General features: G+C 66.5%; 9 protein-coding genes. 5 read left to right on the top strand and 4 right to left on the bottom strand.

The window, feature by feature from the left end; all coding sequences use genetic code 11:
* Window positions 1-237 precede the first annotated feature (237 nt).
* Both ACOOHC_RS06345 and ACOOHC_RS06350 read right to left on the bottom strand, forming a co-directional pair.
* Window positions 238-747, bottom strand: a complete 510-nt coding sequence (locus tag ACOOHC_RS06345; protein WP_420453166.1) for a DUF5615 family PIN-like protein — start codon at window positions 745-747, stop codon at window positions 238-240.
* Window positions 744-1,403 carry a DUF433 domain-containing protein gene (locus tag ACOOHC_RS06350; RefSeq protein ID WP_420453167.1) on the bottom strand — a complete coding sequence of 220 codons (660 nt, stop codon included), beginning with the start codon at window positions 1,401-1,403 and terminating at the stop codon, window positions 744-746. Before ACOOHC_RS06350 ends, ACOOHC_RS06345 begins: the two co-directional genes overlap by 4 nt.
* A 242-nt stretch (window positions 1,404-1,645) precedes the next feature.
* On the opposite strand from ACOOHC_RS06350, the gene ACOOHC_RS06355 reads away from it, so the two are divergent.
* Entirely contained in the window at window positions 1,646-5,155 is a 3,510-nt protein-coding gene (locus ACOOHC_RS06355; protein WP_420453168.1) for a DEAD/DEAH box helicase family protein, read from the top strand.
* 17 nt (window positions 5,156-5,172) lie between these two features.
* The gene (locus tag ACOOHC_RS06360; protein ID WP_420453169.1) at window positions 5,173-5,652 is read left to right on the top strand and encodes a hypothetical protein; all 480 of its coding nucleotides are present in this window, start codon (window positions 5,173-5,175) and stop codon (window positions 5,650-5,652) included.
* A 249-nt stretch (window positions 5,653-5,901) separates the two neighbouring features.
* Here the strand turns inward: ACOOHC_RS06360 and ACOOHC_RS06365 are convergent, their stop codons facing one another.
* Both ACOOHC_RS06365 and ACOOHC_RS06370 read right to left on the bottom strand, forming a co-directional pair.
* A complete protein-coding gene (locus tag ACOOHC_RS06365) occupies window positions 5,902-7,173 on the bottom strand; it encodes an IS256 family transposase (RefSeq protein WP_420451164.1) in 1,272 nt (423 codons plus the stop codon).
* Window positions 7,174-7,212: 39 nt separating this feature from the next.
* Complete coding sequence (locus ACOOHC_RS06370; protein WP_420453170.1) at window positions 7,213-8,148, bottom strand: hypothetical protein; 936 nt, start codon at window positions 8,146-8,148, stop codon at window positions 7,213-7,215.
* 163 nt (window positions 8,149-8,311) lie between these two features.
* Here ACOOHC_RS06370 and ACOOHC_RS06375 point away from each other — a divergent pair, with 163 nt between their 5' ends.
* From ACOOHC_RS06375 to ACOOHC_RS06385, 3 genes are all read left to right on the top strand, one after another.
* Window positions 8,312-9,340: a restriction endonuclease gene (locus tag ACOOHC_RS06375; protein WP_420453171.1), complete on the top strand. Its 1,029-nt coding sequence runs from the start codon at window positions 8,312-8,314 to the stop codon at window positions 9,338-9,340.
* A gap of 87 nt (window positions 9,341-9,427) precedes the next feature.
* Complete coding sequence (locus ACOOHC_RS06380) at window positions 9,428-10,171, top strand: EcsC family protein (protein ID WP_420453172.1); 744 nt, start codon at window positions 9,428-9,430, stop codon at window positions 10,169-10,171.
* A 259-nt stretch (window positions 10,172-10,430) separates the two neighbouring features.
* Window positions 10,431-12,227 (top strand): NERD domain-containing protein, encoded by a 1,797-nt coding sequence (locus ACOOHC_RS06385; RefSeq protein WP_420453173.1) that lies wholly within the window; start codon window positions 10,431-10,433, stop codon window positions 12,225-12,227.
* The last annotated feature ends 24 nt before the right edge of the window (window positions 12,228-12,251 follow it).

Consider the following 12,251-nt stretch of genomic DNA (forward strand, 5'->3'; position numbering starts at 1 on the left):
CGGGCTGGATCGCGCTGGCGAGATCCGGCCTAGCGAACGGGTGTATCACTCGATCTGAGTGCCCCTTGTCGACGACGCATCCGCAGGCGCGTTGTGCGCCCGCTCGTCATCGTCGACTCGTTTGCTGCTGACCGACGAGTGGCGAACAGCATTCACCGGGCCTCCGGAAGCTGTGGGTTCTTCGTGCCGCTCATGCTTGGCGGATCTTCGCTCCGCCAAGCATTCTGCGGCGCCACGTCAGTCGTCGTGCAGCAACTGCTGGTCCGCCATCTTCTTGCGACGAGCCGAGCGGCGCTTGCGCTCGATCGCCTTGAATCGTTGCCGCGCCAGCCGGGCCGCCTCAGCGCTCACGATCGGCCGCGCTCCGGTGCGAAGGGCGCGGACGCAGGAGTGATCGTCTCCCAGCAGGATTCGCTGCCAATCCCGAATCTGCGTGAACGCGATTATCACCTGCCGCTCCCTCGGGAGCGACTTGCCGCGCGAGTCGATCCAAACGAACCGTTGGCCGGCCTCGTCGCACAACATCATCATGTCGTGGTTCTTGGTGACGATGATCTGATTGGTCTGTTGCGCAAAGACGATTACCTCCTCGTCAGTCGCTCCCTTGTCGGGCACACCATGGTCGTCTGCGCCAATCCATGTCACTCGGAGACCGAGGGCGCGAAGCGCGCGTGCAACAGACCTGCTCGCGTCCTCGTCCCACAGCAGGCGGACGTTCGGACGATCCGACGCCCGCGTTCGGGTCACGCCGGTACGCCGCCTCCGTCGTGGAGCAGTTCTTCGAACCGGATCGCTGCTTCGAGTGCAGCCAGCTCGACGCCGAGGTCGAAGGCGAGGTCGTCGAGCGGTTCGTCGATCGCCCGCCCAGCAATCACGCTCGTGGGCAGTCGAGTTCCGGACACGCACGGCGCACCAGCCTGAATACGCGGGTCGATGACGACTCCGTCGACCGGAACCCACCGGTGCGGGCCTCCCGCCTCGTCGAACTCCACCCGCTTGAGCCCGATTCTCACGACGTCCTTGAACGTGCCTTGTCCGCCCTGACCGATGTCGTCGTACTGGTCGTCGGACTCGTGGAGCAAGAAGCTGTTGCCACTCGTGGCGAGCCGCTCGATCGCCTCGTGCGATGAGAGTGGGTTGTGTGACTGGAACCGCTCTCTGAGAAAGGCCGTTCCACTCCGGAGGTGCCGATCGGAAACCCCAGCAGCCCGGATCTGCCTGGCGACGGTTAGGGCGATCAGATCGCCGAACGAGAACGCCCGATCGAACGACGGAGTGACCGCCGCAGGACCGTGCTGGGTGTCGGTGCTCCACCGGACGACCTGGTCGCCGGCCAGCCCGACGAGCAGCGCGACCTCGGACGCGTCGTACAAGCCGCTCCCGATCATCGTGTTGGTCGCCATGTCCGGAACAGTACCGAAGGGCTGTCTCCATCCCGGTCCGTGACGAGGCGACTCCTCGGGTTCATGGGCGAGTGCTGCCATCACGGCTCCTGTGGTGGCGGTTGCTGGGGCCGTCATGAACAAGAGGGCGGCCGAACTCGCAGAGGCTCACGGTATTGACCACCGATTCCTGCGCTCGCTGGCGCGGGTGCCGGTGGGCCGTGTCTCGGCAGCGGGTTGCCATGATGCGCGACACTGGGCCGGTGAGCAGCCCGAGTGAGCAGGCGTTCGAGCTGACCATCTGCAAATCCCTCGCGTCCGCGGGCGGGTACTCCGCGGTCAAGGTCGGCAACGCCGCCGACCGCGACGCCGACGATTTCTCGGCCGAACTCGCGCTCGACACCGCCGAGCTGTTCGCGTTCATTGGGGCGACGCAGGCGGATGAGTGGGAGAAGGTTCGCAAGTCGCACTCGTCGCCGGATGAGGCGCAGCGGGCGTTCGCGCAACGCCTGGCGAAGGAGATCGAGAGCCGGGGTGCGGTCGATGTGTTGCGGCACGGGGTCGTGTACGCCGGGCACGAGAAGGCGGAGTTCCGGCTTGGGTACTTCCGGCCGGCGTCGGGGCTCAACGCCGACCTCGAGGCGAAGTACCAGGCCAACCGGCTGACGGTCACTCGGCAGTTGCCGTACGACCCGGGGTCGACCAAGACGCTCGACCTTGGGCTGTTCCTCAACGGCATCCCAGTCGCCACCGCCGAGATCAAGAACCACCTCACCGGCCAGACCGTCGAAGATGCCATCAGGCAGTACCGCAAGGATCGCGACCCCAGAAACGCGCTGCTGCGCCGGGCGATCGTGCACTTCGCCGTCGACACCGAGCAGGTGTACATGACCACCAAGCTCGACGGTGACGGCACCCGGTTCCTCCCGTTCAACCGGGGCGACGGCGACCGGAAGGGCAACCCGGCCAACCCCGACGGGTACCTCACCAGCTACCTGTGGGATGACGTCTGGTCACGCGACGCCTGGCTCGACCTGCTCGCCCGGTTCGTGTTCGTGCGCGGCACCGGCGCCGACCGCACCGTCTTCTTCCCCCGCTACCACCAGCGCGACGCCGTGCTCAGGCTCACCTCGCATGCCCGCGAGCACGGGGCCGGGCACTCGTATCTCGTGCAGCACTCGGCGGGGTCGGGCAAGTCGAACACGATCGCCTGGCTCGCCCACCGGCTCTCCTCGCTCCACGACGCCGACGACACCAAGGTGTTCGACAAGGTCGTCGTCATCACCGACCGGCTCGTGCTCGACCGTCAGCTCCAGGAGACGATCTACCAGTTCGAGCACACCCACGGCGTCGTCCAGAAGATCGACGAGAACTCCAAGCAGCTCGCCGAGGCGCTCACCGGTGAGTCGTCTCGCATCGTCATCACCACGATCCAGAAGTTCCCCCACGTGATGCGCCACGTCGAAGAACTCCAGGCCCGGCGTTACGCCGTCATCATCGACGAGGCCCACTCCTCCCAGACCGGTGACTCCGCCAAGGAGATGAAGAAGGTCCTCGGCGGCGGCGACACCGACCCGGCCACCACCGACGCGGACGCCCTCGCCCGAGCCGAAGCCGCCGAAGCCGGGCTCGTCGACGAGGTGCCCGACCCGGTGCAGGACCGTCTCCTCGAGGAGGTGCGCGCCCGCGGGCGTCAGGCGAACATGTCGTTCTTCGCCTTCACCGCCACCCCGAAGGGCCGCACCCTCGAGCTGTTCGGCCGGCGGAACGACGACACCGGCAAGTACGAGCCGTTCCACCTCTACTCGATGCGCCAGGCGATCGAGGAGGGGTTCATCCACGACGTGCTCGCCAACTACGTCACCTACGAGACCTACTTCAAGATCGACAAGGCGATCACCGACGACCCCGAGCTCGACAAGGCGCGCGCCAGCGCCGCCATCGCCCGGTTCGTCTCGCTGCACGAGCACAACCTCTCCCAGCGCGCCGATGTCGTCATCAACCACTTCCGCACCCACGTCGCCTCGAAGGTCGGCGGTGAGGCGAAGGCGATGGTCGTCACCGCCTCGCGATTGCACGCCCTGCGGTACAAGCGGGCGCTTGACAGGTACTGCACCGAGCACGGCATCGGCGACGTCGGCGTGCTGTGCGCGTTCTCCGGCAAGCTCGACGACGACGGCGAGGAGTGGACAGAGTCGAAGGTCAACGGCTTCCCCGAGTCGGAGACGCCGAAGCGCTTCGACACCGACGACTGGCAGCTCCTCGTCGTCGCCGAGAAGTACCAGACCGGGTTCGATCAACCGAAGCTCTACGCGATGTACGTCGACAAGACCTTGACCGGGCTCGCCGCCGTGCAGACGCTCTCCCGCCTGAACCGCACGCACCCGGCCAAGACCGGCACGTTCGTGCTCGACTTCCGCAACGACCACGAGCAGATCCAGCAGGCGTTCGCCCCGTGGTACGTGCGCACCCACGCCCCGCCGACCGACCCGCACCTGCTGTACGACACCCACGCCGAGCTCGGGCCGTTCGACGTGCTGCGCACCGACGAGGTCGAGACGATGGTCGGCCTGCTCCTCGACGACCCGGAGAAGAACCACCAGCGCATCGTGTCGATGATGGGCCCGGCCGTCGACCGGTTCGGTGCCCTCAGCGAGGAGCGGCAGGACGAGTTCCGCGATCTCCTCACCCGGTTCACCCGGATCTACAGCTTCCTCTCGCAGGTGGTGTCGTTCACCGACGTCAAGCTCGAGCGCGACTACCTCTTCTGCCGTCGCCTCGCACAGATGGTCAAGCGCGACTCGGCCGGTGGCGTCGACCTCGGCGACAAGGTCGAGCTCACGCACCTGAAGATGGAGCAGGCGTGGTCAGGCGACGCCTCACTCGACGACGCCGACGGCGAGGTCGTCACGATCTATGGAGGGAGCGGTCGCAGCAAGCAGGTCGACGAGGTGCCGCTGTCGGAGGAGATCCGTAAGATCAACGAGCGGTTCGCAGTCAACCTCTCCGAGGAGAACGCCGTCTTCTATGGGTCGGTCGACACCGCCGTGGCGGGTGATGCCCAGGTGCAGGCTGAGGCGGCAGCGAACCCGTTCGAGCGGTTCCGAGTCGGACTCGAGCAGAAGTGGGACGCCAAGCTGATCGAACAGCTCAAGGTCAACGAAGACCTCGTCTACGCGGCGCTTGACAACCCTGAGCTGAAGGAGGCTTGGCTCGACCGGAGCGCCCCAGGCATCTACGCCCAGGCCCGAGTCGCGCGCCAGCGGACGTGTCCGGTCGGCGACCTGATTCGGTCCGACGGCGAGACCCGCTTCCTCGAGTACAAGTCGACGCTTCGCTGGGATGTGCAGCTCTGTCAGAAGTCTGGGGTGATGGAGGACGCCGTCGTCAAGACGATCGCCGGGTTCGCCAACTCCCGCTACGGCGGCACCCTGCTGGTCGGCGTCGCCGACGACGGCAAAATCCACGGCCTCGAAGACGACTACGCCACCTTCTCCAAACGAGGCGAGCGCGGTGACCGCGACCTGTGGGGTCAGCACCTGAAGAATCTGCTCGACCGGCTCGGCAAGTCAGCTGCATCGCTCGTCGACTGGGAGTTCTTCACCATCGACGATGCCGATGTCTGCCGGATCAGCATCGAGCCGAGCGACCACCCGGTCTACGAGACGAAGGGCAAGGAGCAGCTCTTCTGGTGGCGCACCCCCGTCAGCACCGACGCGATCAGCGACGCCGTCGAACGAGACAACATCATCGCCCGCCGTTGGGCCGCCTGACGACCAAAGCTGTGGAGATGACCGGACTGCTCGGCACATTGCTCGGTGGAACCATCGCGCTCATCTCGACGATCGTCGTCGATCGGCTGCGCGAGCGACGGGAGTTGCGTCATCGCTGGGATCAACGGGGCTTCGACGAGCTTCGTGACTACATCTCGTCGGCCAACCTCGTGATCGGCGCGCTCTACGACCGGGGCCACACGAAGGCCAAGCGGGGACCTGACTCCGAGTCATTTCGTCGATTCAAGAACGTCTCACGAGGTCGCTACGACGAACTTCGAGTTGCCGAGGCCTGCGCCGCGATGTCCAACCCGGCGCTGCGCCCCGAGATCGACGCGGTCGGGTCCGGGCTGGAGAAGTTGAAGGTGATCGCGGAGCGGGGCTTCGAGCCACAGGATGCCGCTTGGGAGGAGGGGCGGGCTGAGACGATGTCAGCGCTTCGATCGCTCATCGACCGAGCGGGAGACTTCTACGGGATGCGTTCTGGTGATGACTGAGATCGTGCGGTCGACCGGCGCGCCGCCGCCCGGCGGGCTGGTGCGCAGCGCCGGCTACTCGCATCCCCAGCCATCGCCGTCTCGGTCGAGGCCGTAGACGTCTCGTCCGAGTACCTGCACCGGCCCACGTGCGTACGCCGGACCGTTGCCCGATCCGCCGGCGCAATCCACGTCGGACGCATTCGGGGGGACTGTCAGATCGTTGGTGTAACTGACCTGGCTCATGGTTGTTGTTGGGATCTTAGGGCCTTAGAAGAGGCGGCCTTCGAAGGTGATGGCGAAGGCGTTGAGGGCGGGCTTCCAGCGGTTCATCCAGCGTTCCTGGCCGGTGCCTTTCGGGTCGAGCGACCGCACGACCATGTAGAGGCATTTGAGCGCTGCTTGCTCGTTGGGGAAGTGACCGCGTGCCCTCGTTGCTCGCCGGAACCGGGCGTTCAACGACTCGATCGCGTTCGTCGAGTAGATGACCCGGCGGATCTCCGGTGAGTAGTCGAGGAACGGCACGAACTCGGCCCACGCGTTCTTCCAGAGCGACTGGATCGCCGGGTAGCGGTTGCCCCAGATGGTGTGGAACTCGTCCAATCTCGCTGCGGCGTCGGCTTCGTTGACGGCGGTGTAGACGGGTCGCAGATCGCGTGCCATCTTGTCCCAGTCGGCGCGGCTGGCGAGGCGGAAGGTGTTGCGGATCAGGTGCAGCACACAGGTCTGCACGATCGCCAACGGCCAGGTCGCCTCGATCGACTCGGGCAGGCCTTTGAGTCCGTCGCACACGACGATGCAGGCGTCTTCGACGCCGCGGTTCTTGATCTCGGTGAGCACCTGCAACCAGTACTTGGCGCCCTCGCCACCGGTGCCGACCCAGAGGCCGAGGATGTCGCGTTGACCGTCAACGGTGACACCGATCGCCGCGTACACGGGCCGGTTGGCGACTTGACCGTCGCGGATCTTCACGACGATCGCATCGATGAAGATGACCGGATAGACGCGGTCGAGCGGCCGGTTCTGCCACTCGGCCAACTCGCCCAGGACCCGGTCGGTGATCTTCGAGATCGTCTCGCGGGAGATGTTCGTCGAGTACACCTCGGCCAGATGGGCTTCGACCTCACCAGTCGTCAAACCCTTCGCCGTCAAGGAGATGACCATCGAGTCGACCCCGTCGAGCCGGCGCTGGTTCTTGCGCACCGTTTCAGGCTCGAAGCTGCCGTCACGATCGCGTGGCACCTCCAGCTCGATCGGGCCGATCTCGGTGATCACCGTCTTCGAACGTGTCCCGTTGCGACTGTTGCCACCGTTGCGGCCCTCGACGGCGTGTTTCGGATAGCCGAGATGTTCTTCCATCTCGACCTCGAGACCCGTCTCGAGGACCTGCTTCGTGAGATCGCTCAGCAGCCCGCCGGGGCCGACGAGATTCCGCCCGTCCGATCGTGCCTGGTCGACGAGCTGCTCGGCAAGCGACCGATCTGGCCGCTCCTCGCTTGTCTCATCCGACGGTGTCACCACCGCCACATCATGGTCTGTCATCGTTGTCTGTCCTTCCGGCCAAGCGAGTCGCTCAGCGTTTCAGGCCAGACCAGTTACACCGCGGATCTGACAGTCCCCATTCGGGACGCAACCTGAGTAGTTCGGATTGCAATCCCCGGACGGCTGACTGAACATCGGCCGCGTGGGCTGCGGTCGTGCGTAGACGGGTGGCGGCGGTGGTGGTGGAGGTGGCGGTGGGGGCGGTTCGGGCTGAGAGACGGCCCGCAGGAAGCGTCCGATGTCGCGCATCTCGGCGGCCATCGCGTCGATCACGTCCGGCCGTTCGATGCCGACGCCCTCGCAGTGCCAACGCAGCTCGATCTCGGAACGACCGACGGCACGCCACACGTTCGCCGCTCGGGCATCGCCTCGATCACGGAACCATCGCATCCACTCCATGCACGGTTGGACGTCGATGTCGGCTCGTCTCCTCGGTGCTGCGAAGGTCGTGGTCGTGGCCGCTTCTGCGAGGCGTCGCCAGTTCTCGTGCAAGCGCGCCAGTTCGCGCGGATCGCTCTCGCCCACCTCGACGCACCATGACGTGAGTCGTTCACGGTCTTGGCCGAGCTCGTCCCAGATCCCTCTCCAATGCGCATGGCCGATGTACGCCCGAACCATGGTCTGCTCGACGCAGGTGTCGACGTGGGCCGCGTCGACCGTCGTGGGCGGGGCGGCTGCGGCTGGCTCGGCCGGCGCCGTCGTCGATGGTGCGGTCGGTGGTGCCGACGGTGCGGGTGAGGTCGCGGCCGGACGTCCTTCGGAGTTCGAAGACTCGCTCGGAGCGCACCCGAGCAGCGCGATGAGCGAGACCGATGCCAGCATCCTCCCCACGAGGGAACGCGCTTCGATCGGTCGGAGCGTTCGTCGAAGGCCCATGAATGCGAGATCGGCGATATCTGAACTGACTTGACCCATCACTCGAACGTCGTAGTCCCGGAGGATCCTCCTTCGTCGTGTCGAGAGGATGAGCAGCACTCCGAAGCGTCGTGATCGATCTGACTCCGAAACACGCAGCACGCCAGCCCCACCTGTCGTGTTCGGGCCCGGCGCTGCGGCACGTCAGCGTCTCGGTCACGTGCCGCTCGGTCCGGTCGGGCGTCGCCCATCTCGTCAAGCTCTGCGGGCTACCGTTCTCCACATGGCGGTCTTCTGGGGCATCCACAACGATCGGCCCAACCTCGATCTCGTCGAGAACGGGTTCGTCGGGATCGGGTGGCCCGGGATCGGCGACATCAGCGCTCTGGGGGACGATCGCGACTCGATCAAGGCGCGGGTCGCCGAGGTGTTCCCGGACGCGAAGCCCGGCGCGATCCCGGTGTGGGCGGGTGTGCTCCGTCGCTTCGCCTACGAGATGGAGATCGGGGATCTCGTCGTGTACCCGCACAAGCCAGACAGCACCGTCAACATCGGTCGTGTGGCGGGCCCGTACTCGTTCGTGGCGGGCGAGGCGCACCCGCACCGGCGAGATGTCGAATGGGTGAGCACGGACATCCCTCGCACGAGGTTCTCGCAGGCGGCTCGGAACGAGATCGGCTCGGCGGTCACCATGTTCCGGATCAGGTCGAACGCAGCGGAGTTCGAATCCGTCGTCAACGGCACGGTCCCCGAGGTGGATCCCGACGTCGTTCCCGACGACTCGATCGAAGACGCTGTCGAGCATGCAGCCCAGGCGATCACAGCCGAGCGGATCGAGCAACACACACGCGACTTCATCGTCTCGACGCTCATGAGCGAGCTCGACCACTTCGAGTTCGAGGAGTTCGTCGCCGACCTGCTCATCGCGATGGGGTACGAGGCTCGAGTCACTCAGAAGAGCGGAGACGGCGGGATCGACGTCCTCGCGCATCGTGACGAACTCGGCCTTGAGCCCCCCTTGATCAAGGTGCAGTGCAAGCACACCGAGGCGAGCAAGGGAGGGCCAGACGTGCAGCAGCTCACCGGCACGCTGGCACCTGGTGGCGCGGAGCTCGGCTTGTACGTGACGCTGGGCTCGTACTCGAAGGACGCCCGTTCTCTCGAGCGATCGAGATCGGACCTCCGGCTCGTCACGGGTGACGATGTCGTCGACCTGGTGACGAAGCACTACGAGCAACTCGATCCTCGCTGGAAGCGGCTGATCCCGCTCCGTCAGGTCTTCGTCGTCGACCAAGATCCCGAAGCGGGCTGATCCCACACGGGGTCGTCGCATCGACGTCTCGACGAAGCTGGTGTGGCGCCTCGGACGAAGAATCGCGCTCTGGCCTAGTTTCGGAGGATGATCGTGAACAGAGCGATTCGCCTCGCACGGGGCCCATCGAGGTCGACGGACGGCAAGGGCTTCATCCTGGACGCCATCGACGGCGCCATCGACACCGGATACGGGAACGCGCAGCAGCGTGCGGCGAAGGTCGCTGGAGCGACGGTGGAGGAGCGGGTAGAGGCGCTCAGCCGAGCGTTCGCACGGGAACTCGGGACGATCGGCGCGGCGAGCGGTGGCGTCGCAGCGGTTCCCGGTGTCGGGACCGCTGCAGGTCTGGCGACGTCCGCTGCGGATTTCGCCTGGTTCACGGGCCGGGCCGCCGAACTCATCTTGACGATCGCGGCCCTTCACGGACACGACTCGGCCACCGTCGACGAGCGTCGAGCGTGGATCCTCTCGGTCCTCCTCTTCGGCGATGGAGCGGCGGCGGGATTCGGTCGCCTCGCGTCTGAGGTGGGGAAGGGGCTGGGGAAGAAGGGAACCGCCCGCGTTCCGATGTCGCTGCTTCGAACGGTCAACGGCAAGATGGGACGAACGATCGTGACGAAGTACGGCACCAAACGGGGAGTCGTCGCGCTCGGTCGCGTCCTGCCTTTCGGGATCGGGATGGCCATCGGGGGCACGGCCAACTACGTGACGGTTCGTGTGCTCGCACGTCACGCCGATTCCTTCTTCCGCGACCTTCCCTTCATCGTGGTCGACGACGGAGATGAGGCAGTCGCTGTCGACGTGGGTGATGGTGGTGCACCTGCTGAGTGAGAGATCCGCTGCGACGTCGGGCGAGACCGCCGGGATCTCCGCAATATCGCTCGACCCGTCGCCCATCGACGAGAGCTCGACCAACACGCGGGATGGGCCGAGGTGACTTCGACTTGACGTCGTGCTCGGAAGCAGCGGAGTTCGTCGTTCGTCGAGACGATCCGCCGCCGTCGAGGCTCGACCCCGTTGCAAGAACTCAAGTCGTCGGCGTTCTGCGCCGATGACTGGCCGACACCCCGAACGTGGCAGGGAGGTGGGTGTGGCAGAGCTCGTCCCGACGTTGCAGGAGTGCGTCGACCGAAGCGGATGGATCAACGCCGGGGAGGAGCGGGTCGCTCGCGCCCTCGGCCGGATCGACGACCGATGGACCGTCTACGTCCAACCGCGCCTCGGCCTCGATCGCCCCGACTTCGTCGCCCTCCATCGCGATCATGGCATCTGCGCGATCGAGGTGAAGGAGTGGCGGCACGGTGCGTACCGCAACCAGAACGGCGAGATCCAGTACCGCACCGGCGATGGGTGGGCACCGGTGCGCGAGCACCCGTGCTCGCAGGGTGAGCGCTACCGATCGACCATCTACGAGCACCACTTCGCCCGCCCCGCCGACGGGGGACCGGTACCACCATCGGTGCGAGCCATCGTGATCCTCCTCAACCATCCGACGCACCGAGCCCGAGAGGTGCTGCGATGCGCGCAGGGCGCACCGGGTGCGGGTGTCGCGATCCACGGCGACGACGTGCTCGACCACCTCGAAGACGCTCTGATCGGGCCCGCTCCCGCGCGGCCCTGCCCGGTCTCGCTGGACAAGGCGCAGCGCCACCTCGAGACCGCCACCTACGTCAACCGACTCGTGGCCCCCGACCGGCTCAGCCGGGGCGCCAGCAACATCGCCCGCAACCCGAACGGTGCGAGGATGCGCCGGGTGCGCGGCTCGGCGGGGTGCGGCAAGTCGTACGGCCTGGCCGCACGCGCCGCCGCGCTCGCCGCCGAGGGGAAGTCGACCCTCGTGGTCTCGTACAACATCACGCTCAGCCACTACCTGCGCTCGCTGATCTCCCGGCACTGCGCGAGCTACGGGGCGGACCCGGCGCTCGTGTCGTGTGTCCACTTCCACGGCTTCTGTCGTCGTCTCGACGAGATGGCCGACCCGACCGGGGGCGGCCGCGGCGGCGATTCGACCGTGAACGTGGTCGATCGTGCGATCGCAGCGTCCGAGACGGGAGCACGGATCCCGTTCGACGCGATCCTGGTCGACGAGGGCCAGGACTTCGAGCTGAGCTGGTGGAACCTGCTGCGTGCGCAGCTGCGACCTGACGGCGAGATGCTGCTCGTGGCCGATCCGACCCAGAACATCTTCGACCAGACGCCGTGGACCGAGGAGGAGCACATGGTCGGCGCCGGGTTCTCCGGTCCGTGGACCGATCTCGGCGCGTCGCATCGACTCCCGTCCGACGTGGTGTCGGTCGTCCGCGTGTTCGGCGAGCGATACGTGCCGGGCGACATCGTCGGGCCGACGGCCCCGGACGCAGGCGAGCGGATCTCGTCGTTCGACGTCCCGACCGCACGGCGGTGGCAGAACGTGCCCTCCACGTCGTCGCTCCCGCTGGTGGCGGCGCAGATGACGTCTGCGCTGGTCGAGAACCAGGACGACCTCGATCCCTCCGAGGTCGTCGTGCTGTGCGAGAGCCACGATCAGGGTCTGCGCGTCGTTCGCCAACTGGAACGCCGAGGCCACGAGGTGAACCACATCTTCGCCTCGAACCCCTCCGAGCAGCAGCGCCGCAAGCAGCGGTTCTGGGTCGATGCTCCCGGGATCAAGGCCTGCACCGTCCACAGCTTCAAGGGATGGGAGTCGCGCGCCGTCATCGTGTGCATCGGCGGTGCCCGGTGGTCCCCACGCCTCGGCTACGTCGCTCTCACCCGGCTCAAGAGCGACGTCCGGGGGTCCTACGTCGGGATCGTCAACGCGCACCCCGAGCTCAACGAGTTCCGCTCGCTCTTCAAGGACGGCATCCCGCTTCCACCGCCGGCCGTCGCCCCCGATCAGGTGGCGTGACCTCGGCGGAGCTCGAGCCTGACG

Source organism: Ilumatobacter sp., from assembly GCF_965215205.1.
Taxonomy (GTDB): domain Bacteria; phylum Actinomycetota; class Acidimicrobiia; order Acidimicrobiales; family Ilumatobacteraceae; genus Ilumatobacter_A.